Below are 22,856 nucleotides of genomic sequence, written 5' to 3'. Positions count from 1 at the left end.
TCGCCGGACCCACGGCGTCCGGGCTCGTGATGATGCAGGCGTGAATACCGAACCCACCAGGTCCGGGCGCCGACGCAGGAGCCTGGTCACCTCAGGTCTCGTGTGCCTCACGGCGCTGTCCACCCTCACCGCGTCCCCGGCCTCGCCCGCCGTCGCCGCCGACACGCCCGCCCAGGCCGGCGGCCGGCCCGGAGCCGTACGGCCGTCCACGACACCGGCGGAGGCCGCGACCGACGCCTACCTGCGCTCGATCCGGCGCGACCCCCGGGCCCTGCGCCGCTTCTTCGAGCGCATGCCCAAGGGCGGCGACCTGCACAACCACCTCTCCGGCGCGGTCACCACGGAGTACCTCATCGAACTGGCAGCCGAGGACGGGCTGTGCGTCGACACCGCGACGATGACCGCTCAGGCCCCGCCGTGCGGGCCGGGCACCCGCCCCGCCGCGGACGCCCGCACCGACAAGGCCTTCCGTGAGGCGATCCTGCGCGCCTGGTCCATGCAGGACTTCCCGCCGGGCGGCAACGGCCACGACCACTTCTTCGACACCTTCGGCAAGTTCGGCGAGGTGACCTGGCGGCACCGCGGCAAACTGCTCGCCGACGTGGCCGACCACGCGGCCGTCCAGAACCAGTACTACCTGGAAACCATGATCACCCCCGCCTCGGACGGTGCGAAGAAACTCGCCGACCAGGTCGGGTGGGACGACGACCTGGCCGCACTGCACCGCAAACTCACGGCCGGCGGCGGACTCGACCGGCTGGTGAGCGAGGCGCGCAAGGAGACCGACGACTCCGACGCGGAGTTCCGGACCACCGAGCACTGCGGCACGCGCGCGGCCCGGCCCGGCTGCACGCTCACCGTGCGCTGGATCTCCCAGGTCTCACGCGGTAGTTCGCCGGTGCGGGTGTTCACGCAGATGGCCCTCGGCATGCGCCTGGCCGAGCGCGACCACCGCTTCGTCGCCGTCAACCTGGTCCAGCCCGAGGACTGGGACAGCTCCCTGCGCGACTACAGCCTCCAGATGCGCATGCTCAAGTACCTGCGCGGTCTCTACCCGCACGCCCACCTCACCCTCCACGCCGGGGAGCTGTGGCCCGGCCTGGTCAAGCCCGAGGACCTGAAGTTCCACATCAAGGAGGCGGTGGACGTCGCCGGTGCCGAACGCATCGGCCACGGTGTCGACCTGGTCCACGAGGACGACTGGCAGCGCACCGCCCGCACCATGGCCGCCCGTGAGACGGCCGTCGAGGTGCCGTTCACGAGCAACGCCCAGATCCTCGGCGTCAAGGGCGCCGACCACCCCTTCAACACCTACCGCCGCTACGGCGTACCGGTCGTGCTCGCCACCGACGACCCCGGTGTCAGCCGCATCGACATCACCCACGAGTACGCGTACGCCGCCCGCACCTACGGGCTGCGCTACGCCGAGCTGAAGAAGCTGGCCCGCGCGTCCCTGGAGTACGCCTTCGCGCCGGGCGCGAGCCTGTGGGAGGGCAACCCGACCCGCTCCGGCTACGTGGCCAAGGCCGCCTGCCGCGGTACGCGGCCTGGCGTCGACCAGCCGGCAGGGGCGTGCCGCCGGCTGCTGGACTCCAGCCTGAAGGCCCGCCTGGAGTGGCGCCAGGAGACCGCCTTCCACCGCTTCGAGCGCTCGGTCGCCCGCCGCGGCTGACCCTGTCCGCCCGGTCCGGTGCCCCCGCGCCCGACCGGGCGGCTCGGGTAAAGTCGGTGCGTCACCGACCGGCTCCGAGCAGGGCCGCGCCCCGGGCGTCACCACCACCGCGGCCGTCGCCGGAAGCCACTGGAAAGCAGGATCCGAAAGCACATGAGCAGGTACGGGTTTCTCGTCTCGCCCTCGCACAACCGCGTGTACGCCCGGTCCGCGCCCGACCTGGCCATGGCGGAACTCCAGGCGTTCGGCGAGAGCGTGATCGAGGGCGGTGTCCACGACGTCGCCGTCACCGAGATCGGTGGCGTGCCCTACGTCACCTTCACCGCCGAACCGCTGTCCGACACCGCGATCCGCCTGCTGTCGAACCTGTCGTCGCTGTACGCCCTCTTCGCCGTCGAGCAGCCGGACGTGCTGCGCCCGGTCCTCAAGAAGCCCCTCGACCTCTTCAGCAGCGACCTGCTCACCATCCAGAAGTACGCCGGCAAGACGAACGAGGACTTCACCAAGCTGCTGGTGAACGTGACGGCGCTGGCGACGGACGCGCCGACCGGGCTGCTGAGCGGCGCACTGCGGCTCTTCGACCCGATGTGCGGCCGCGGTACCACGCTCAACCAGGCGGTCATGTACGGCATGGGCGCCAGCGGGCTGGACATCGACCCCAAGGACTTCGACGCCTACTCGGCGTTCTTCCGCACCTGGCTGAAGAACAGCAGGCTCAAGCACCACGCCGAGACCGGGACCGTCCGCCGCAACAAGGCGACCCTGGGACGCCGGCTGCAGGTCAGCCTCGGGGCGTCCAAGGAGCTGTACCGCGAGGGCAGCACCATCGACGTCACGGTGGTCAACGCGGACACGCTCAGGAGCGGCGACTTCTTCCGCCGCGGCGAGTTCGACCTGATCGTCACCGACGCCCCCTACGGCGTGCAGCACGGCAGCCGGCCGCACGGCGGCGGGAACGCCGGGCGGCTGTCCCGCAGCCCCGTCGATCTGCTGGCCGCCGCCGTCCCGGTGTGGGAGCCCCTGCTGCGGCCGGGCGGCGCGATCGGCATCTCCTGGAACACGCTGGTGGCCGGGCGGGAACAGCTGGCCGAGATCCTCGCCGCCCACGGGTTCACCGTCCGTGACTCCGAGGCGTACCGGGGCTTCGTCCACCGGGTGGATCAGGCGATCAACCGGGACATCATCGTCGCCCGCAAGAACTGATCCCGTTCGCGGCTCTCCCCGCCGCGCGGGGAGGGCGTCACCGGGCCGGCGGCGGCCGAGTCGCGCGCCGGGGGGCCGGCGCCGACGATGGGCTCAGGATCCCCCCACCCCGAAGGACGGGCCGATGCCTCTTCCGCGTCGCGCAGGCCTCGCCGGGCCGCGCCCCACCGCCCTGGCGGTGGCCGTACTGACCTGCACGCTGGCGGCCGGCACGCTGACCGGATGCGGCGGCGGCAACTCCAACGGCGGCGGATCGGGGTCCGGCCGGTCCCCCGGCGCACCGAACACGGCCTCGTTCTCCGCCGGTACCCTGCCCTCCGCGCTGGCCTCGTCGGCCTCCGCGGCCGTGTCCTCCGCCCGGGCCTCGGCGTCGGCCGCGGCGTCCTCCGCCGAAGCCCGCGCCTCCGCGTTCGAGGCGTCCGTGTCGGCGGACACCGCCCGCTCCGCCGCGGCGGCCGAGAAGGAACTGAAGGGTGTGCACGGCAGGGGCAACGCGCTCTCCGAGGTCGGGATGACAGGGCTGCCCAAGGACCGGACGGGCGGGGTGCTCGCCGTCCTGGTGACCATCACCAACAGGACCGACCGCAAGGCGTCGTACGCCGCCCAGATCGACTTCGTCGACGCCGACGGCAAGGTGGCCGAGACCCGGTACGTCGGGGCGCAGGACCTGGAACCCGGGAAGAAGGCGCAGCCGATCGCGTTCAGCCGCCGGTCGGAGGAGAAGAAGCTGACGGCCCGGCTGACGAAGGCCCAGCGGTACTGACGGCGCCGAGGCGCGTGAGCGGCCCGGAGGCCGCGCCCTCGGGGGCGGTCTCCGGGCCACTCACGTACGGGGCCGGGCGGGGTCAGCAGGCGCCGAGGTCCTGCCAGACGCCCCACTGGCCGGTGGTGCCGGGCTCCTCGCCCGTCGTCCACCACTTGGCCTTCCAGTTGTGGCCCTTGTACGAGACCTGCTGGCCGCCGGTGTAGACGGCGGACTTGGACCACGGGGCGGCGGTGCACTGGTTGCCGTTGCCGCCGGTGACGGTCAGGGCGTACGTCGCCGAGTGGCTGCCGGAGGCGCTCGAACCGGTGACGGTGATGGTGTAGGTGCCCGAGACCGCGGCCGAGGTGGTGGCGAGGGTCAGCGTCGCGGAACCGCCCGCCGTGACCGAGGCCGGGCTGAGCGAGGCGGTGACGCCGGCCGGGGCGCCGCTGACCGAGAGGTCGACCGTCTGCGCGTTGCCCTTGGTCACGGCCGTCTTCACCGTGGTGGTGGCGGACTGCCCCGCGGTCACCGTCCCGGAGGACGCGCCGAGCGCCACGGAGAAGTCGTCGGCCGGGGCGGTGCTGCCGCTGGTGAACGGCTCGAAGATGTGGGAGAAGTCCCAGGTGTTCTGCTGGATGCCCGAGCAGTTGTCGGCGGCGGCGCCGCCCGCGCAACTCCCGTTGTCACGCTGGAGCGCCCAGAAGGACAGCATGTCGATGCCCTTGGAGACGGCCCAGTTGTAGACCGTGGTCGCGTTCGCCAGGCTGAACGTCTCGGCCGGCCCGAAGTCGTCGACGCCGGGCATCTCGGTGATGCCGACCATGCTCCACAGCTGCGCGGACGACTTGTTCGGGTAGAGCTGGGTGAGCGTGTCGACCAGGCCCTGGGCGGCGGTCTGGGTGTCCTTCGCCATGTCGTGGGACTGGTTGTCGTAGTAGTCGAACGTCATGAGGTTCACGACGTCGAGCCGGGTGCCGTTGCTCACCGCGTTCCGCAGCAGCTGGACGCCGTTGTCGGCGAGGCCGTGGGTGGTGGTCGGCAGGGTGTAGGAGAACTCCACCTTGCGCCCGTTGGCCGCCGCCCAGTCCTGGACCAGCTTGATCGCCTTGTTGCGGCGGTCGATGCCGGCGGCGTTGTCGATGGAGTCGGCCTCGATGTCCATGTCGAGCCGCGAGATGTCGTAGGTGGTGATGACCTTCTCGTACGCGGCGGCGATCTGCTGGACGTCGGTGCAGCTGTCGGCGATCTCGGTGCCCGTGGTGTCGGCGGTGTAGCCGCCGAAGGAGGGGATGACGTCCCCGCCGTTGCCCTGGATGGTCCTGATGTCGCTGCCGAAGGTCGACGAGGAGATCGGCATGCCGGTGTCGCCGTTCCAGTACGGCGTGCAGGAGCCCTTGGAGGCGGTCTGGAGGAACGCCATCGTCAGGTGCTTGGCACCGGACTGGGCGGCCAGGGCCGCGGGGCTCTCGCCGGTCCAGGCCTCGAAGTAGGGGGCGAAGACGTGGGCGGGCAGCTCAGTCGCCGCCTGTGCCGTGCCGGTGCCCGTCAGGGCGAGGCCCACCGAGGCCGCCGTGGTGACGGCCGCGGTGAGGACCGCGCGGAAGGAACGCATGAGTCTCATGTCAGTCCCGGTGTGAGGAGTGGGGATTCGCCAATGCCCGTACGGAGGGGAGATGTTGATGCGTATGGGATAGCGCCCGGCCACCGGGTGGGTCAATGGTCTGGACCAAAATGGGACTAGACCAATCTGGCGGGTCGGCGGGTCATCCGCCTGCACAGGGCCCGCGGCGGCCCACTGGACCACCCGCGGGCCTCGTCTCCCGCGCGCCGAGGCTCAGCGCTGCCGCAGGTACCCGGCGCCGAGGTCCCGCAGCCGCTCGTGGATCCCGTCGAAGGCGCGGGCCCGCCCCAGCACCCGCTTGGGCAGCTTGGCGACCATCGTGTACTGGGTGTCGCAGACGTTCGCCGCCGGCGCGAGCCCTGCCTGACCGACCAACTGGTAGGCGTCCAGCCGGTCGAGTCCGAGCAGCTCGGACGTCCACTGCACGAGGTCGTGCTGACTGATGCGGAACGCGTCCTCCAGCGGCCGGGCATGACCCGTGCTCAGCAGGAACTCGTCGTTCTCCAGCCGGGGCACGGCAGGGGCGCCGCCCTTGACGAGGTCGATGGCCACCACCGTGTTCATGGCCGTCTCCACCGCCGTCCCGCACACCTCGCCCTCGCCCTGGCGGGCATGGCCGTCCCCGACGGCGAGCATCGCACCCTCGACGTTGACCCCGAAGTAGACGGTGGTACCGGCCCGCAGCTCGGGCGTGTCCATGTTGCCGCCGTGGACACCGGGGGAGATGGACATCAGCCGCTCGCCCGCCGCCGGGGCCACCCCGACGGTGCCGTGCATCGGGTCCAGCGGCAGGTCCACCGCGAAGTCGCCGCGGGTGGCCTCGAACCGGCAGGTGCCGGTCTCCGCGTCGATGGCGTAGACCCAGACCCGCTCCTCCAGCGCCGGATGCAGCATGGCCGTGGTGTGGGTGGTGGTCAACGCGCCGAAGTGCGGGAACGTACTGGACACACCCCAGTCGCGGGCCGGCGAGATGTCCACGAAGTGCACCGCGAGCGCGTCGCCCGGCTCCGCACCGGCGACGGCGATCGGCCCGGTCACCGGGTTCAGGTACGGGAAGGCGCAGACCTGGCTCGGCAGATCGGCGGGCCCGCGCACCCGGCCGCCGAAGCAGTCCTCGGTGGTCAGTTCGACGAGCGAGCCGGGCTCCACCGTCACCACGGGCGAGCCGCCGCCGAAGGCGTACGCGTAGCGCTCGGGGTCGGCGGGGACGCTGATCACCTGGACGGGTGTGGTCATGGGAACGGTTCCTCCTGGGGGACGGTGAACGGCGGGGGCGGGATTTCCCGGTCCGTCGTCCTCGGTCTGTCGTACGACGCTTTTCGATCTGCCGTACGACGCCTCATACCAGAGCGGGACGATCCCCGGGGGATTTTGTCAACTGCTCATCGCACATGATGCATTGGTGACTACTGTGAGTGTCCGCCGGACGACGTAGAGGCGCTTCCCCGGGCCTGGCCGACCGGCACAGCGATGGCGTATGCCCGCTCGCGCTCCCCGCGCGAGCCTCCAGGCCCGACGGACCAGTACGAGGAACAGATGTCTCACCTCCGCGCACCGGCCGCCCGTGCGGACCGCCGCGAGGGCGGACGGCACGGGCGTCCGGTCGCCCGCACCGTCCCCGCGCCGCCCGACACCCGCATACGGCCCCAACTGCTGCGCCTCGCGGTGCTGCCGCCGGTCGCGGTGGCACTCAGCGCGGGCGCGGCCGTGCTCTTCACGGTGCGCTCCACCGGCGCCCGGCCCGGACTCGCCCTGTGGGCGGTGCTCGCGGGGGCGCTGTCGGTGGCGCTCGCGGGCATCGTGACCGCAGCCGTCGCCGCCGGGCGCACCGCCAGGTCCGTGCACGAGCGCCTCGACGCGCTGCGCCGCGGCACCGCGCGCCGCGAGGCCGACCTGCACGCGCTCGTCGAGGCGCTGCGGCACGGCGAGGCCCCGCCTGCCCGCAAACCGCGCGGCGGACCGCCCGCGGACGCCGACGAGTTCGAACTGCTCGCCGCCGACCTGGCCCGCGCCCACGAGGGAGCGGTCACCGCGGTGGTGCAGGCCACGCAGCTCTCCAGCCAGGCGGGCAGCGAACAGAAGCTGGAGGTCTTCGTCAACCTCGCCCGGCGCCTGCAGTCCCTGGTGCACCGCGAGATCTCCATCCTCGACGAGCTGGAGAACGAGATCGAGGACCCCGACCTGCTCAAGGGCCTCTTCCACGTCGACCACCTCGCCACCCGCATCCGCCGCCACGCCGAGAACCTCGCCGTCCTCGGCGGCGCCGTCTCCCGCCGCCAGTGGAGCCACCCCGTATCCATGACCGAGGTGCTGCGCTCGGCCATCGCGGAGGTCGAGCAGTACTCGCGGGTCAAACTCGTCCCGCCGATCGACGGCCGGCTGCGCGGCCACGCCGTCGCCGACGTCATCCACCTGCTGGCCGAACTCGTCGAGAACGCCACGGTGTTCTCCGCCCCGCACACCCAGGTCCTGCTGCGCGCGGGCCTCGTGACCTCCGGGCTCGCCGTGGAGGTCGAGGACCGGGGCCTCGGCATGCCGGTCGGCGAACAGGTGCGGATGAACGCCCTGCTGGCCGACCCGGACCAGGTCAACGTGGCCAGCCTGCTCGCGGACGGCCGCATCGGGCTGTTCGTCGTGTCCCAGCTGGCCAGGCGGCACGGAATCAGCGTCCGGCTGCAGACCAACATCTACGGCGGTGTGCAGGCGGTGCTCGTGGTGCCCCAGGCGCTGCTCGGGGCGGAGCCGGGCACGGGAGCGGGTACGGGTACGGGTGCGGGGGCAGGTCCCGGTACTCGTACGCGTGGTGGTACGGGTACGGAACTCGCCGGTGCGGGTGACGTACCGGGGGCCGAGCCGGGCGCGGCGATCGACGCGTACCGCCCGTCGGCACCGCCGCCGTACCCGGCCGCTCCGGTCGGGCAGACCGGTGGCGCCGGGCAGGGCGGTGGCATCGAGCGGGTCGGGGTCGGCGGGCAGGACGGTGGCGCCGGGCAGATCGGTGGCGCCGGGCAGGGCGGTGGCGTCGAGCGGGTCGGGGTCGGCGGGCAGGACGGTGGCGCCGGGCAGATCGGTGGCGCCGGGCAGGGCGGTGGCGTCGAGCGCGTCGGGGTCGCCGGGCAGGACGGTGGCGTCGGGCGGGTCGGTGTCGGCGAGCGGGTCGGGTTCGCGGAGCACGGCGGAGTCGTCGACCACGGCGGTGTCGTCGACCACGTCGGTGGCGCCGGGCAGGACGGTGGCGTCGAGCGGGTCGGTGGCTCCGGACAGACCGGTGGCATCGAGCGGGCCGGGGGCGCGGAGCAGGCCGGGCCGGACCAGCGCGCCGGGGGCGGTGCCGCTGCCGGGGGCGGCCTCGCCGGGCACGGCCCGCAGACCGACGTGCCGGCCGGGGGGCGGTCCCTCGCGCCCCCCGCTCCCGCCGACGGTCAGGGGCCCGCGCCCCTGCCGCGGCGCGGTGCCGGGCAACCGCGGGCGAACCCCTCGGAAGCGGTCCCGGGCATCCGGCCGCAGGACCGGGCAGCCGTCGCCGCCCACGCGGGCGTCGTGCCCGTCCCGCGCGTCGACTCCGTGGTGCGCGGCACCATGGACCGACCCCGACTGCCCCGGCGCCGCGCCCAGCAGCACATCGTCCCCCAGTTGCGCGGCGCCCCCGCGCCCCGCCAGGACAGCGAGGACGTGGCGGGTCACGACCCCGGTCTGATGGCCGCCTTCCAGCGCGGGATCGGACTCGCCGAGACGCAGGAGCGCCGGGCTTCGCTCCTGCCCCCGGAAACCGACGGACCACCGGAGCCCGACCCGGAGCTGTCGCCGGACCCGTCGCCGTCGCCGGACGCGGGCCCGTCCCGCGCCGCGCCGCCGGCCGTACGCCACGACGGGAGCCCGCCCGCCGAATGACCAGCACGCCCACCCCCACCCCCGCGTTCACCCGTACCCCCGCGTTCACCCGTACCCCCGCGCTCCCTTCAACCCCCAGCGCCGGCGGGGACCTTCGTACCCCAAGGAGTCGATCCACCATGGCGAGCGATGCGCCGACCGGCCATGTTTCCGACCTCGACTGGCTGATGAGCGGCCTCGTCCAGCGCGTACCCCACACGACCAGCGCGGTCCTGCTGTCCTGCGACGGGCTGGTGAAGTCCGTGCACGGCCTCGACCCCGACAGTGCCGACCACATGGCCGCGCTGGCCTCCGGCCTGTACTCCCTGGGCCGCAGCGCCGGCATCCGCTTCGGCGACGGCGGCGACGTACGGCAGGTCGTCGTCGAACTCGACTCGACCCTGCTGTTCGTCACCACCGCCGGCTCGGGCACCTGTCTCGCCGTGCTCGCGGGCCGCGAGGCCGACGCGGCGGTGCTCGGGTACGAGATGGCGATGCTGGTCAAGAGCGTCCGCCCGTACCTCATGACCGCGCCTCGGCAACAAACCGCCGGATCCCCGGCGTTGCGGCCTTGAGCGCGGCGGCCGGTGACGGGCCCTGGCTCGACGACGCGGCCGGGCGGCTGGTGCGCCCCTTCACGGTCAGCAACGGCCGCACCCGGCCCAGCGTCGCGCTCGACCTCATGTCGCAGGTGATGGCGACCGGGGTGACGCCGCTCGGCTACCTCGGGCCCGAGCACGGCCAGGCACTCGACCTGTGCCTCGGGCCGGTCTCGGTGGCCGAGGTGGCCGCCCACCTGAGACTTCCGGCGGCGGTGGCCAAGGTGCTGCTCTCCGACCTGGTCGACTGCGGCGCCCTGACCACCAAGCCGCCCGTCACCCACCACCATCCCACCGACCGGGCTCTTCTGGAGGCAGTGCTCGATGGACTACGACGACAGCTCTGACCGCGGCGACGGCCCCCGCGGTCACGACGGCCGCTCCGATCCCTTCCCCACCGCGCTGAAGATCCTGGTGGCGGGCGGGTTCGGGGTGGGCAAGACGACCCTGGTCGGCGCCGTGAGCGAGATCGCGCCGCTCAGCACGGAGGAACTGCTCACTTCGGTCGGCGCCGACACCGACAACCTCGACGGCGTCGAGAACAAGGTCGAGACGACCGTGGCGATGGACTTCGGCCGCATCACCCTGGACCCGCGACACGTGCTGTACCTGTTCGGCACTCCCGGTCAGGAGCGGTTCTGGTTCATGTGGGACGAGTTGTCGGAGGGCGCCCTGGGCGCGGTGATCCTCGCCGACACCCGCCGCCTGGAGGAGTGCTTCGCCGCCGTCGACTTCTTCGAGCAGCGGGGCCTCGCCTTCATCGTCGCCGTCAACGAGTTCGACGGCGCCCACCGCTACGCCCCCGAGGAGGTCCGCGCCGCGCTCGATCTCGCCCCGGCGATCCCCGTCGTGCGCTGCGACGCCCGTATCTCCAGCTCGGGGGTGCAGACCCTGCTGACCCTCGTACGGCACCTCATCGCCCACGCGCCCGAGCCCGCGCCGAGTCACGGGGCCCACCTGTGATGCCCGGCACCACCTCGTCACGGAGCCCGTACATGACCCGCCCGTACCCGACCGCTGCCCGGAGCGCCGGAGTCCGGTCATGAGCTACGACCCGCCGCGCCCGGCCGGCCGGCTGCTGCTCACCCCCGAGGACAAGGAAGCGCCCGCCCGGGCGCGGCGGTTGCGCCGACTGGGTCTCGGGGAGCGGGCCGAACCGGCCCTCGACGCCTTCGCGGACCGGCTCGCCGACCGTACCCGGGCGCCGTACGCCATGGTCAACTTCCCCGGCGAACAGGGGCAGTTCTTCGCCGGACTGCACCGGCCCTCCCGTGACGTCCTGGACGTGGACGCGCCCGGGCCGGTCGGACGACCCGGAACGGTCGGACCACCACCCGGTCTCCCCGGACCGCTCGGGCCTCCCGGGTCGCCCGGTCCCGGTGAACCGGCCGACGGTGACGGCGACGGCGACACTGTCCGGCGTGAACTGGGCCGCCGCCTGGCGCGCGACCACGGGTTCTGCCCCCACGTCGTGGCGCGGGGGAAGGCTCTGGTGCTGGAGGACGTCCGTGACTATCCGCGGTTCGCGGGCAACGCGGTGGTCGACGAGTACGGCATCCGGTCCTATCTCGGCGCCCCGCTCGTCGACAGCGCGGGCATGGTGCTGGGCACGGTGTGCGTCGTGGACGTGCAGCCGCGCCCGTGGGGCCGCGAGGGGCTCGACACCATCAAGGCGGCGGCGGCCGAACTCAGCCGGCGGCTGGGCCGGCGCGAGGCGGCGGCGGAGAGTGTCCCGCACTGAGCCGGCCGACGTGAGGAGAGAGAGGGGGCGGGAGAGAGGCGGGAGAGAGGCGGGGGAGAGACGGGAGAGGGCTGCCGGGGCGGGCCGGGGCCCGGAGCGGGACCGGGCGGGGCGGGGGCGCGGGACGCGCGTGTGAGGGGCGCGGGGGCGGGGGACGGGGCGTGGGGAGGCGTGCGTCGGGCGTGGGACGGGGCGTGGGGAGGCGTGCGTCGGGCGTGGGAGGCGTGCGGCGGGCCGCGTGAAGGAAACCTGTGGCCGCGCTTAAGAAATCCTCGATGGACCGGGCGTGCCGCCGTAGGGCAGATTGCCAGGTGATTCCACCCCTCACCCCGGACGCGGGTCCTTTCGGCATGCCCCGAACCCGGCCCGGGCCCGATCCACAGGAGCCGTTGCGTTGAAGGCGCTGGTCAAGGAGAAGGCGGAGCCCGGGCTGTGGCTCGCGGACGTACCCGAGCCCGCCGTCGGACCCGGTGACGTACTGATCAAGGTGCTGCGGACCGGTATCTGCGGTACCGACCTGCACATCCGGGCCTGGGACGGCTGGGCGCAGCAGGCCATCCGCACCCCCCTCGTGGTCGGTCACGAGTTCGTCGGCGAGGTCGTCGCCACCGGCCGTGACGTCAGCGACATCAAGACCGGGGACCGGGTCAGCGGTGAGGGCCACCTGGTGTGCGGCAAGTGCCGCAACTGCCTGGCCGGCCGCCGCCACCTGTGCCGGGCCACCGTCGGTCTGGGCGTGGGCCGCGACGGGGCCTTCGCCGAGTACGTCGCCCTGCCCGCCTCCAACGTGTGGGTGCACCGCGTCCCCGTCGACCTCGACGTGGCCGCGATCTTCGACCCGTTCGGCAACGCCGTGCACACCGCGCTGTCCTTCCCCCTGGTCGGCGAGGACGTCCTGATCACCGGGGCGGGACCGATCGGCCTGATGGCCGCCGCCGTGGCCCGGCACGCCGGCGCGCGCAACGTCGTGATCACCGACGTGAGCGAGGAGCGGCTGGAACTGGCCCGCAAGGTCGGGGTGAGCCTCGCGATCGACGTCTCCGCGTCCACGATCGCCGAGGGCCAGCGCACGCTCGGCCTGCGCGAGGGCTTCGACATCGGCCTGGAGATGTCCGGACGTCCCGAGGCGATGCGCGACATGATCGCCAACATGACGCACGGCGGCCGGATCGCCATGCTGGGCCTGCCCTCCGAGGAGTTCCCGGTCGACTGGGCCCGCATCGTCACCTCGATGATCACCGTCAAGGGCATCTACGGCCGGGAGATGTTCGAGACCTGGTACGCCATGTCCGTGCTGCTGGAGGGCGGCCTGGACCTCGCCCCGGTGATCACCGGCCGGTACGGCTACGCCGACTTCGAGGCGGCCTTCGCGGACGCCGCGAGCGGCAGGGGCGGCAAGGTCATCCTCGACTGGACCGCCTGACCTCCCCGCGCCCCTCCCCGCCAGCACTTCCAAGGAGCCTGTCATGTTCGACTCCGTGCGCGACGACCTGCGCGCCACCCTCGACGAGATCCGCGCCGCCGGCCTGCACAAGCCCGAGCGCGTCATCGGCACCCCGCAGTCCGCGACCGTCGCCGTCACCGCGGGCGGCCGGCCCGGCGAGGTCCTCAACTTCTGCGCCAACAACTACCTCGGCCTCGCCGACCACCCCGAGGTCGTCGCCGCCGCCCACCAGGCCCTGGACCGCTGGGGCTACGGCATGGCCTCCGTGCGGTTCATCTGCGGCACGCAGGAGGTGCACAAGGAGCTGGAGGGCCGCCTGTCGGCGTTCCTCGGCCAGGAGGACACCATCCTCTACTCCTCCTGCTTCGACGCCAACGGCGGCGTCTTCGAGACGCTGCTCGGGGCCGAGGACGCGGTGATCTCCGACGCCCTCAACCACGCCTCCATCATCGACGGCATCCGCCTGTCCAAGGCCCGGCGCTTCCGCTACGCCAACCGCGACATGGCCGACCTGGAGCGGCAGCTGAAGGAGGCGGACGAGGGCGGCGCCCGCCGCAAGCTCGTCGTCACCGACGGCGTCTTCTCGATGGACGGCTACGTCGCCCCGCTGCGCGAGATCTGCGACCTGGCCGACCGCTACGGCGCGATGGTCATGGTCGACGACTCGCACGCCGTCGGCTTCGTCGGCCCCGGCGGACGCGGCACCCCCGAACTGCACGGCGTCATGGACCGCGTCGACATCATCACCGGCACTCTCGGCAAGGCGCTCGGCGGCGCCTCCGGCGGCTACGTCGCCGCCCGCGCCGAGATCGTCGCGCTGCTGCGCCAGCGGTCCCGGCCGTACCTGTTCTCCAACACCCTCGCCCCGGTGATCGCGGCGGCCTCCCTGAAGGTCCTCGACCTGCTGGAGTCGGCCGACGACCTGCGCGTCCGGCTGGCGGAGAACACCGCGCTCTTCCGCTCCCGGATGACCGAGGAGGGCTTCGACGTCCTTCCCGGCGACCACGCCATCGCACCCGTGATGATCGGCGACGCGGCCAAGGCGGGGCGGCTGGCGGAACTGCTGCTGGAGCGGGGCGTGTACGTGATCGGCTTCTCGTACCCGGTGGTGCCGCAGGGGCAGGCCCGCATCCGCGTGCAGCTCTCGGCCGCGCACTCGACCGCCGACGTGAACCGCGCGGTGGACGCCTTCGTCGCGGCCCGCGCGGAGCTGGAGGGCTGAACGGAGCCGGCGGGCTGAGCGGGGCCGGCGGGCGCAGTGGGGCCGGTGGGCCCGGCGACCGCCGGTGGGTCCAGTGGAGCCGGTGGGCCCGGCGACCGCCGGTGGGTCCAGTGGAGCCGGTAGGTCCGGTGGTGCCGGTGGTGCCGTGGTGCCGGTAGGTCCGGTGGTGCCGTGGTGCCGGTAGGTCCGGTGGTGTCGTGGTGCCGGTGGGTCCGGTGGTGCCGGTAGGTCCGGTGGTGCCGGTGGAGCCGGTTGTTCCAATGGAGCCGATGGCCTGAGCGGGGCCGGCGGGCGGGCGCTGCGCGGGGCCGGCCGGCTGACCGGTCCCGCGTGTCCGGTGGCCGGTGAGCTTGCGATAATCGGTGCCATGATCGAGGCGCGGCGGCTGCACATCCTGCGGGCGGTGGCCGACCACCGTACGGTGACGGCGGCTGCCGCCGCGCTCTACCTGACCCCGTCGGCGGTCTCCCAGCAGCTCACCGCCCTGGAGCAGGAGACCGGCCACCGGCTGGTGGAACGGGGCGCCAAGGGCGTACGGCTGACCCCGGCCGGTGAGATCCTGCTCAGCCACACCAACGCCGTCCTCGCCCAGCTGGAGCGGGCGGAGGCCGAGCTGGCGGCCTACGGCTCGGGCGAGGCGGGCACCGTCACCGTCGCCTCCTTCGCCACCGGCATCGCCGAGGTCGTCGCGCCCGCCGTGGCCCGCCTGGCCGGGACGGCACCCGGTATCCGCATCCGCGTCCGGGACGCCGAGGGCGACGCGAGCCTGCCGATGGTGCTGGACCGGCAGGTCGAGGTGGCGGTCGCCGTGGAGTACCGGGGCGCACCGTCCGCCGACGACCCCCGCCTGACCCATGTCCCGCTGTACGCCGAGCCGTTCGACGCGGTCGTCCCGGTCGCCCACCGCACGGCGGACAGCCCCGAGGTTCCGCTCGCCGAACTGGCCAAGGACCCCTGGATCAGCCCGTACCCCGGCAACCCGTGCCACGACGTGGTCGTCCTGGCCTGCGAGAACGCCGGGTTCCAGCCCCGGATCGAACACTCCTCCGACGACTTCAGGGCGGTCGTCGCGCTCGCCGCGGCCGACGCGGGCGTGGCCCTCGTCCCGCGCTCCGCGCTGCGCGGCATGGACCTGACGGGGGTGGTCGTGCGCCCCGTGGACGGCGTGGCCCCCACGCGCCGGGTCTTCGCCGCGGTGCGCCGGGGCGCCGAGGGGCACCCGCTGATCCGCCCGGTGCTGGACGCGCTGGGCGAGGCGGCCCGGGAGTAGAACCGAACGGCCTCACGCGCCGCCCGAGGGCGCGCCGCCCCCGGTGAGCGTTCCGTAACACGGGTGTCTCATATTCGGGTCGGGGGCGGGAAGGCGCTCCGCCGGGCGGCGGGCCGGCGTGCCGTATGGGTCGCGCACGACGCGGACGGCCGGGTGGCCGGCACCGTCGGTCTCGACTTCCCCGACAAGCCCAACAGCCGCCACCGGGCCGAGCTGGTCAAGCTCATGGTGCACCGGCGCGCCCGCGGGCAGGGTCTGGGCCGCAGCCTGCTGGCCACCGCGGAGGACGCGGCCCGGGCGGCGGGCATCACCCTGCTCCACCTGGACACCGAGACGGGCAGCCCCGCCGAACACCTGTACCAGTCGGCCGGCTGGACCCGCCTCGGGGCGATCCCCGACTACGCGGCGGACCCGGCCGGGACGCTGCGGCCGGCGACGATCTACTACAAGCAGTCGGGGGCGGCCCGTTCGCTCCGGTCCGCGGCCGGGGGGACGGCCCGGTTCGGCGCCGGGGGCGCTGTCAGTGGGAACGGCTAGCGTGCCGGACATGCAGGATGCCGAAGACGTACGCCGTATCGCCCTGTCCCTGCCGGACACGACGGAGAAGACCGCCTGGAGCATGCCCACGTTCCGGGTCGCGGGCAAGATGTTCGCCACGCTGCCGGAGGACGAGACCTCCATCGCCGTGCGCTGCCCCAAGGAGGAGCGCGCCGAACTGGTCATGGCGGAGCCGGGGAAGTTCTGGATCGCCGGCCACGAGGCGCAGTTCGCCTGGGTGAGGGTGCGCCTTTCCGCGCTGGAGGACGAGGACGAACTGCGCGACGTCCTCGCCGACTCCTGGCGCCAGGCGGCCCCGGCCCGGCTGCTGGACGCCCACCCCGGACTCGGGCTGCCCGCCGGGGGGTGAAAATCCCTCCGGCGTTGTCAGTGGGCCGTGGCATGATCCGGAGGACAGGGGCAGTGGGCGCGGGGAGGGGGGCGTCGAGGGGATGACCGGGACACCGGCGCAGTCGTCGACGGAAGGGGCAGCGGCGGCGGGCAGGCAGGACGGCACCGCCGCGACCGGTGCCGCTCGGGGGAGTGGCGCAGGCGCGACCGGTGGCGTTGATCCGGCCGGTTCTCCGGCCGGCGGTGCGGCGCGGCCGGTCTGGTCGCGGGACTTCGCGCTGTTCTTCGTCGCCCGGGCCGTCGCCAGGCTCGGCGACACCATGCTCCCCGTGGCGCTGGCCGCGGGCCTGCTCCAGCACGGGTACGGCGCGGGCGCGGTGGGCCTCGCCATGGCCTCGACGGCCGCCGCCTTCGCCGGGCTCGTGGTCTTCGGCGGCGTCATCGCCGACCGCTTCAGCACCCGCAGACTGATGATCGGCGCCGACCTGGCCCGGCTGGGCACCCAGTCCCTGGCCGCGGTCCTCTTCTACTCCGGGCACGTGGTGCTCTGGGAGATCTGCGCGATCGGACTCGTCAACGGCGTGGCCGGCGCCGTCTTCCAGCCCGGCGTGGCCAGCACAGTGCCCCGGCTCGCCACCGACATCCAGGGGGCCAACGGCGCGATACGGATCGCCGAGTCCGGCGCCCAGCTCGCCGGCCCCGCCGTCGCCGGCCTCATCGTGGGCTTCGCCTCACCCGGCGGGGTCTTCGCCGCGCACGCCGCCACCTACGCGACCAGCGCCCTGTGCCTGCTGCTGCTCAGACTGCCGCCCCTGCCGTCGCCGCGGCCCGGCAGCGGTCCGGCGGCCGGGCACGGGCCGGGTACCTTCAAGGCCGACCTGGCCGAAGGCTGGCGGGAGTTCAGAGCGCGGACCTGGCTGTGGGGTGTCATCGCGATCTGGTGCCTCTACATGATCGCCGTGTGGGGCCCGACCGTCCCGCTGGTGGCCACCGAGGTGGTCCAGCAGCACGGCCCGCGCGCCTACGGCCTGATCAACTCCGCCCTCGGCGCGGGCACCGTCGTCGGCGGGTTCCTCGCGCTGCGGCTGCGCCCGCGCCGGATGCTGCGCGCGGGGGCGGTCGCGCTGTTCGCCTTCGTCTGGTTCCCGGCGGCCGTCGGGGCCGGGCTCGGCGTGGGGGCCATGGCCGCGGGAGCCGCCGTCGCCGGGGCCGGGCAGGCGTTCTGGGGCGTGATGTGGGCGACCAGCGTCCAGACGCAGGTCCCCTCCGACGTCCTCAACCGCATCCACGCCTACGACGTGGCGGGCTCCCTCGCCATGATGCCCGTGGGCCAGGCCCTAGCCGGCCCGTCCGCCTCCCTGCTGGGCGCGGGCCATGTGCTGCTGGTGTCCGCGGCGATGAGTCTCGTCGTGCCGGTCGCCCTGCTCGCGGTGCCCGCGATACGCGGCCTCGTCCGCGCCGACGCGCGCGGCCCCCACCTGATGGGGGCGCGCCCCGCGGAGCACTGACCGCCCGGCCGCCCCCTCCCACTCCCCGTCCCGGCCGTTCAGGTCTCAGGTCTGCCGGGCGCCCGCCGCGAAGAACGCGGAGATCCGCTCCCGCAGGGACCGGGCGGCGAGGCCGTGGGCGGCGGCATGCTCGTCGACGGTGCCGTAACGCCGCAGCTCGGCGCGGCCCACCCCGAGGCCGAGGACCCGGTGGGGCACGTCGCGGAGCGCGTCGTTCGCCGCCGCCGTCGAAGTGCCCGCCAGGTACGGCTCGACGAGGACGACATCCGTACCGGCCGTGCGGACGGCCCGGCGCAGGGCGGCCTCGTCGAAGGGCCGTACGGTCGTCGCGTACAGCACGGTCACGTCCAGGCCCTCCGTCGCGTCGAGCACCGGGTCGAGCAGGGGCCCCACGGCGAGGACGACCCCGGAACGCCCCTCGCGCACCGTCACGAAGTGCTCGCCGTCGACCGGGCGCCCGAGGGCGTTCGACTGCACGGACAGCCGGACGTACACCCGGTCCTCCCCGGCGGCTACGGCGTGCCGCAGCAGCGTCTCGGCCTCGTCCGGGTGCCCGGGGGCGTGGACCGTCCAGCCGTCCAGGGTGTCGAGCAGGGCCACGTCACCGGGCGCCATGTGGGTGAATCCGCCGGCGGGCCAGTCGAACGAGGCGGCAGCGCTCACCAGCACCGCGCCGGCCCCCTGGTGTCCCAGGTCCAGCTTCACCTGCTCGAAGGGGCGCTCCACGAGGAAGCTGGCGAAGGTGTGCACCACCGGCCGCATGCCGGTCAGCGCCAGGCCGGCACCGGCGCCGACGAGGAGTTGCTCGCGGATGCCCACGTTGATCACCCGGTCGGGGTGGCGCCGCCGGGCCGCGGTGAACGCGTCCTTGCCGATCTCGGCGAGGACGACCGCCACCCGTGGGTCCTCGTCGAGGAGCCGGGAGACGACGGGGGCGAAACGGTCACGCATGGTGTCCATGGGGGTGGGTTCCTTCTGCGTCGGGACGAAAGCGACGAAAGCGTGGAGGGGCGCCGGGCGGGGGCGCGCCTGGAGTCCCCGGCGGGGGCCCAGGAGGCGCGGGACGGGGCGCAGGACGTCAGGCTCAGGAGTTCTTCGGCTCCACCCGGGCCACCACCACGTGCGGGCGGCCGGGATGCGGCGCGGTGAACGCCGTGTAGAGCGCTTCGTGGTCGCGGCCGTCGACGGTCACCGCCGACCAGCCGGCCGCCTCGAAACGGGCCGCGACCCCGCCGGGGCGGGCATGACTGGCGGAGGCGTTGTCGACGACCACGGTGTGCAGCTGTTCGAGTCCCGCCGGACCGGCGAACGCGATCGCCTCGTGATTGCTCCCCTCGTCCAGCTCCGCGTCGCCGATCAGCACCCACACCCGGGGCCCGTGCAGGCCCTGCGCGCGCAGCCCGAGGGCCGTGCCGACGGCGATGGGCAGCCCGTGCCCCAGCGACCCGCTGCCGATCTCCACGCCGGGCACCAGCGTGCGGTCCGGATGGTGGCCGAGCGGGGAGTCGTGGGTGCCGAAGTCCGGCAGCCACTCCACCGGCACGAAGCCGCGGGCGGCGAGGACCGCGTAGTAAGCCATCGGGCCGTGCCCCTTGGAGAGCAGGAACCGGTCGCGCTCCGGGTCGTCCTGCCGCCCGGGGCCGACCCGGAGCACCCGGTCGTAGAGGACCCAGAGCACGTCGAGCGTCGACGTGGCCGCAGGGCCGTGCTTCTCGTCGCCCGTCATGAGCCCCATCAGCCGGGGCAGATCGGCGTACCCGAGGGTGCGCCCGAGTTCTTCGGTGGTCGTCATGCCGACGATCGTGCAACCTCAATCAAGCTTGAGGTCAAGCGTGCGGCGGAAAGGCGTGCGCGACCACCGACCCGAGTGCGGTATGGTTTTCCTGCGCGTTCGGCCGGGGGAAGCCCCAGGTCAGACGGGCAGCGGGACGTGGCGCAGCTTGGTAGCGCACTTGACTGGGGGTCAAGGGGTCGCAGGTTCAAATCCTGTCGTCCCGACTTGAGAGAGTCGCAGGTCAGGGCCGTTTCGGAGGAATCCGGGACGGCCCTGACGCATGTCCGGGCGCGAAGTGTCACGGTGGGGCGTCGGCGTAGCCGCGGGCCCGGACGACGTCATGCGTGAGGCGGGTGAAGGCGCGGGCGGCGGCGCTCTCGTAGGCGCCCCCGCGCCGCAGCAGCGCGACGGTGCGGACGGGCAGGGCGGGGTCCAGGGGCACCGGCGTGAGGTGCGGGTGGTCGTGGGTGATGGCGTCGGGCAGCACCGTGGCGATCGTCGTGCGCCGCACGATCTCGACCAGGGCCTGCACGGAGTTGGCCTCGACCGCGATGCGCGGCTGCACGCCGTGCGCCGCGAGATGGGCGTCGATGTGGCCGCGCGTGGCGAAGTCCCCGCTGAGCAGCGCGAGCTGATGTTGTGTCAGGCTGCGGATCGGGAGCGGCGGGGCCGGGTCGCCCTCGGGGTGGTGCCCCCCGGTGACCAGGCTCAGGGTCTCCGTGAACAGGGTCGCGGCCGTGATGCCCGGCAGATGGGCCCCGGCGAAGGCGATGCCCAGGTCGATGTCGTCGGCGAGCAGGGCCGACTCGATGCGGTCCTGGGTCATCTCCCTGACGTCCAGGGTGATCCCGGGGTGCCGCTCGTGCAGCCCGGCGACCAGGGGGCCCACCAGATAGGCGGTGAACGTCGGTGTGACGGCCAGTCGCAGATGGCCGCGGGTGAGGTCCTGGACGTCCTGGACGGCGCGCTCGGCCGCCGCCAGGTCCCGCAGGGCCCGGCGGGCGTGCCGCGCGTACGTCTCACCGGCGTCGGTCAGCCGCACGCTGCGGCCGGTGCGGTCCAGTAGCTGCGCGCCCACCGTCCGCTCCAGCTGCCTGACCTGCTGGGAGAGGGTCGGTTGCGAGATGCGCAGGTCCTCGGCGGCACGCGTGAAGCTGCCGTGCTCGGCGACGGCCAGCAGGTAGCGCAGATGGCGCAGTTCCGGAGCCATGAGCACCACTATAGATGTGACCAATGGAAGACATGGGTGATGCGTCTTGGACGCTATAGGCACAGGTCATGCAAGGTGGACGCATCGAGCCCGACGGGCCCGAAACCGAACCCGTCGAACCCACGGAGGGAGTGACCCATGCGCGACCTCGCCGAGGGCGTCACGCGATTCCAGCGGGACGTCCACCCCGCCAAGGCGGACCTGTTCGCCCACCTCACCACGCACCACGCCCCGCACACGCTGTTCATCGGCTGCTCGGACGCCCGCGTCGTCCCCGAGCTGATCACTTCGAGCGAGCCGGGCGAGCTGTTCGTCGTCCGTAACGCGGGCAACCTCGTCCCCGCCTACACGCCGGCCCCGGACGCGGTGGCGGCGGGCATCGAGTACGCCGTCGCCGTCCTCGGCGTCTCGGACGTCGTGGTGTGCGGGCACTCCGGCTGCGGCGCGATGACGGCCCTGGCCGAGGCGCACGACCTGAGCGGTGTCCCGGCGGTCGCCCGGTGGCTGCGGCACGCGGAGGCCTCCCGCGCCCGCACCCCGGCCCGCGGGGACGTCGTCGCGCTGGTGCGGCAGAACGTGCTCGCCCAGCTCGCGAACCTGGCCACCCACCCCTCGGCGGCCCGCGCCCTGGCCGAGGGCACCCTCACCGCGCACGGTTGGGTCTACGACATCGCCACCGGCGGCGTCGAGACCGTCACCGCCGGCCACGGTCCCACCGTGTCGGCGGCCTGACCACGCGTCCACGCGTCCCCCCATGTCCCGGCCGCCGTCGCCACGCCGCGGCGGACGGGGTGTTCCCCCACCCCTGAACCCAGGAAGGACCCCCCTCATGGTGCATGCCCAGTTCGACCCAGCCGCCCGCCAGGCTCTCGCCGCCACCGCGGTCGAGGCCAAGACCCGCAAGGACCTCAGCTGGCAGCAGATCGCGGACGCGGCCGGCCTTTCCGCGGCCTTCGTGACCGCCGCCGTCCTCGGTCAGCACGCCCTGCCCGCGGACTCCGCCGAGGCCGTCGCCGAACTGCTCGGCCTCGACGACGACGCCGTGATGCTGCTGCAGACCATCCCGACCCGGGGCTCCATCCCCGGCGCCGTCCCCACCGACCCGACCATCTACCGCTTCTACGAGATGCTCCAGGTGTACGGCACCACGCTCAAGGCCCTGGTGCACGAGCAGTTCGGCGACGGCATCATCTCCGCGATCAACTTCAAGCTGGACGTGAAGAAGGTCGCCGACCCGGAGGGCGGCGAGCGTGCCGTGATCACCCTGGACGGCAAGTACCTGCCCACCAAGCCCTTCTGACCGCTCGCGCCCCCCGCCCCGCCGATCCCCGCGGGGCGGGGCCGGAGGCCGGCGGTGGGGGCGGACCGGTCCCCTGGATCCGCCCCGGCCCCGCCGCGCCCCCACGCCACCAGCCGGGCAAGCCCTGCAAGCCCGGCCAGGCAATCCGGCCAGGCAATCCGGGCAGGCAATCCGGGCAGGCAATCCAGGCCAGACAGGAAGGACACGCAGCATGGACTTCGCACAGCGCACCATCGACATCGCCCGCCGCAACGTCGAGGAGGGCGGACGCCCCTTCGCGACCGTCATCATCAAGGACGGCGAGATCATCGCCGAGAGCCCCAACCGGGTCGCCCAGACCAACGACCCCACCGCGCACGCCGAGATCCTCGCCATCCGCGAGGCGTGCACCAGGCTCGGCACCGAGCACCTGGTCGGCACGACGATCTACGTCCTCGCCCAGCCGTGCCCGATGTGCCTCGGCGCGCTCTACTACTGTTCGCCCGACGAGGTCGTGTTCCTCACCACCCGCGACGCCTACGAGCCGCACTACGTGGACGACCGCAAGTACTTCGAACTCGACACCTTCTACGGCGAGTTCGCCAAGGACTGGGACGAGCGCCGGCTGCCGATGCGGCACGAGCCGCGCGCCGCCGCCGTCGAGGTCTACCGGCTCTGGCAGGAACACAACGGCGGCGAGCGCCGCGTCCCGGGTGCCCCCACCGCCGCCTGAAGGAGAGCCGTGAGCCGCAACGAACCGGGGACGAGTCCCAACGAACCGGGGACGAGTCCCACCGAACCGAGGGC

22 protein-coding genes and 1 tRNA gene are annotated in these 22,856 nt (G+C 73.4%); 18 read left to right on the top strand and 5 right to left on the bottom strand.

Annotated elements, in window-relative coordinates; all coding sequences use genetic code 11:
• The first annotated feature begins 40 nt into the window (after positions 1-40).
• The 3 genes from AB0G56_RS22110 to AB0G56_RS22100 all read left to right on the top strand — a co-directional run bounded on the left by AB0G56_RS22110 (position 41) and on the right by AB0G56_RS22100 (position 3,638).
• A complete protein-coding gene (locus AB0G56_RS22110; RefSeq protein ID WP_360971858.1) occupies positions 41-1,672 on the top strand; it encodes an adenosine deaminase in 1,632 nt (543 codons plus the stop codon).
• Between the two features lie 153 nt (positions 1,673-1,825).
• On the top strand, positions 1,826-2,875 hold the full coding sequence (locus AB0G56_RS22105) for an SAM-dependent methyltransferase (RefSeq protein WP_360971856.1): 1,050 nt from the start codon (positions 1,826-1,828) through the stop codon (positions 2,873-2,875).
• A 124-nt stretch (positions 2,876-2,999) separates the two neighbouring features.
• Entirely contained in the window at positions 3,000-3,638 is a 639-nt protein-coding gene (locus tag AB0G56_RS22100) for a hypothetical protein (RefSeq protein WP_360971854.1), read from the top strand.
• An 82-nt stretch (positions 3,639-3,720) separates the two neighbouring features.
• Here the strand turns inward: AB0G56_RS22100 and AB0G56_RS22095 are convergent, their stop codons facing one another.
• On the bottom strand, positions 3,721-5,244 hold the full coding sequence (locus tag AB0G56_RS22095) for a glycosyl hydrolase family 18 protein (RefSeq protein WP_360971852.1): 1,524 nt from the start codon (positions 5,242-5,244) through the stop codon (positions 3,721-3,723).
• Positions 5,245-5,457: 213 nt separating this feature from the next.
• The gene (locus tag AB0G56_RS22090) at positions 5,458-6,480 is read right to left on the bottom strand and encodes an acetamidase/formamidase family protein (RefSeq protein WP_360971850.1); all 1,023 of its coding nucleotides are present in this window, start codon (positions 6,478-6,480) and stop codon (positions 5,458-5,460) included.
• A 300-nt stretch (positions 6,481-6,780) separates the two neighbouring features.
• Between AB0G56_RS22090 and AB0G56_RS22085 the strand changes: the two genes are divergently transcribed.
• The 11 genes from AB0G56_RS22085 to AB0G56_RS22035 all read left to right on the top strand — a co-directional run bounded on the left by AB0G56_RS22085 (position 6,781) and on the right by AB0G56_RS22035 (position 17,786).
• Complete coding sequence (locus AB0G56_RS22085) at positions 6,781-9,135, top strand: ATP-binding protein (RefSeq protein WP_360971848.1); 2,355 nt, start codon at positions 6,781-6,783, stop codon at positions 9,133-9,135.
• A gap of 119 nt (positions 9,136-9,254) precedes the next feature.
• Entirely contained in the window at positions 9,255-9,689 is a 435-nt protein-coding gene (locus AB0G56_RS22080) for a roadblock/LC7 domain-containing protein (RefSeq protein ID WP_360971846.1), read from the top strand.
• The gene (locus AB0G56_RS22075) at positions 9,686-10,060 is read left to right on the top strand and encodes a DUF742 domain-containing protein (protein WP_360971844.1); all 375 of its coding nucleotides are present in this window, start codon (positions 9,686-9,688) and stop codon (positions 10,058-10,060) included. The genes AB0G56_RS22080 and AB0G56_RS22075 overlap by 4 nt, the downstream gene beginning before the upstream one ends.
• Positions 10,038-10,676: an ATP/GTP-binding protein gene (locus tag AB0G56_RS22070; RefSeq protein WP_360971842.1), complete on the top strand. Its 639-nt coding sequence runs from the start codon at positions 10,038-10,040 to the stop codon at positions 10,674-10,676. The genes AB0G56_RS22075 and AB0G56_RS22070 overlap by 23 nt, the downstream gene beginning before the upstream one ends.
• A 79-nt stretch (positions 10,677-10,755) precedes the next feature.
• Positions 10,756-11,454 carry a GAF domain-containing protein gene (locus tag AB0G56_RS22065; protein ID WP_360971840.1) on the top strand — a complete coding sequence of 233 codons (699 nt, stop codon included), beginning with the start codon at positions 10,756-10,758 and terminating at the stop codon, positions 11,452-11,454.
• A 394-nt stretch (positions 11,455-11,848) separates the two neighbouring features.
• Complete coding sequence (gene tdh / locus AB0G56_RS22060; RefSeq protein WP_360971838.1) at positions 11,849-12,877, top strand: L-threonine 3-dehydrogenase; 1,029 nt, start codon at positions 11,849-11,851, stop codon at positions 12,875-12,877.
• Between the two features lie 43 nt (positions 12,878-12,920).
• Positions 12,921-14,120 (top strand): glycine C-acetyltransferase, encoded by a 1,200-nt coding sequence (locus AB0G56_RS22055; RefSeq protein WP_360971836.1) that lies wholly within the window; start codon positions 12,921-12,923, stop codon positions 14,118-14,120.
• Positions 14,121-14,487: 367 nt separating this feature from the next.
• The gene (locus tag AB0G56_RS22050; RefSeq protein ID WP_360971834.1) at positions 14,488-15,390 is read left to right on the top strand and encodes a LysR family transcriptional regulator; all 903 of its coding nucleotides are present in this window, start codon (positions 14,488-14,490) and stop codon (positions 15,388-15,390) included.
• A 63-nt stretch (positions 15,391-15,453) separates the two neighbouring features.
• A complete protein-coding gene (locus AB0G56_RS22045) occupies positions 15,454-15,927 on the top strand; it encodes a GNAT family N-acetyltransferase (RefSeq protein WP_360971832.1) in 474 nt (157 codons plus the stop codon).
• Between the two features lie 10 nt (positions 15,928-15,937).
• Positions 15,938-16,297, top strand: coding sequence for an MmcQ/YjbR family DNA-binding protein (locus AB0G56_RS22040; protein ID WP_360971830.1), 360 nt, complete (start codon positions 15,938-15,940; stop codon positions 16,295-16,297).
• Positions 16,298-16,379: 82 nt separating this feature from the next.
• Entirely contained in the window at positions 16,380-17,786 is a 1,407-nt protein-coding gene (locus AB0G56_RS22035) for an MFS transporter (protein ID WP_360971828.1), read from the top strand.
• 45 nt (positions 17,787-17,831) lie between these two features.
• On the opposite strand, the gene AB0G56_RS22030 is transcribed toward AB0G56_RS22035, so the two are convergent.
• Positions 17,832-18,746 (bottom strand): transketolase, encoded by a 915-nt coding sequence (locus AB0G56_RS22030; protein ID WP_360971826.1) that lies wholly within the window; start codon positions 18,744-18,746, stop codon positions 17,832-17,834.
• 124 nt (positions 18,747-18,870) lie between these two features.
• Positions 18,871-19,578, bottom strand: a complete 708-nt coding sequence (locus AB0G56_RS22025) for a transketolase (protein WP_360971824.1) — start codon at positions 19,576-19,578, stop codon at positions 18,871-18,873.
• 132 nt (positions 19,579-19,710) lie between these two features.
• Between AB0G56_RS22025 and AB0G56_RS22020 the strand changes: the two genes are divergently transcribed.
• Positions 19,711-19,784 (top strand) — tRNA-Pro (locus tag AB0G56_RS22020).
• 74 nt (positions 19,785-19,858) lie between these two features.
• On the opposite strand, the gene cynR is transcribed toward AB0G56_RS22020, so the two are convergent.
• Positions 19,859-20,770 (bottom strand): transcriptional regulator CynR, encoded by a 912-nt coding sequence (gene cynR, locus AB0G56_RS22015; protein WP_360971822.1) that lies wholly within the window; start codon positions 20,768-20,770, stop codon positions 19,859-19,861.
• A gap of 138 nt (positions 20,771-20,908) precedes the next feature.
• Between cynR and AB0G56_RS22010 the strand changes: the two genes are divergently transcribed.
• From AB0G56_RS22010 to AB0G56_RS22000, 3 genes are all read left to right on the top strand, one after another.
• On the top strand, positions 20,909-21,502 hold the full coding sequence (locus AB0G56_RS22010) for a carbonic anhydrase (RefSeq protein ID WP_360971820.1): 594 nt from the start codon (positions 20,909-20,911) through the stop codon (positions 21,500-21,502).
• Between the two features lie 97 nt (positions 21,503-21,599).
• Complete coding sequence (gene cynS / locus AB0G56_RS22005; protein WP_360971818.1) at positions 21,600-22,070, top strand: cyanase; 471 nt, start codon at positions 21,600-21,602, stop codon at positions 22,068-22,070.
• Between the two features lie 211 nt (positions 22,071-22,281).
• On the top strand, positions 22,282-22,782 hold the full coding sequence (locus AB0G56_RS22000) for a nucleoside deaminase (RefSeq protein ID WP_360971816.1): 501 nt from the start codon (positions 22,282-22,284) through the stop codon (positions 22,780-22,782).
• Positions 22,783-22,856: the final 74 nt, after the last annotated feature.

The sequence above is a fragment of the Streptomyces sp. NPDC021356 genome, from assembly GCF_040641015.1.
GTDB lineage: Bacteria > Actinomycetota > Actinomycetes > Streptomycetales > Streptomycetaceae > Streptomyces.
The sequence above is the reverse complement of the archived record's forward strand: the minus strand, read 5'-3'. Positions and strand labels throughout refer to the sequence as shown.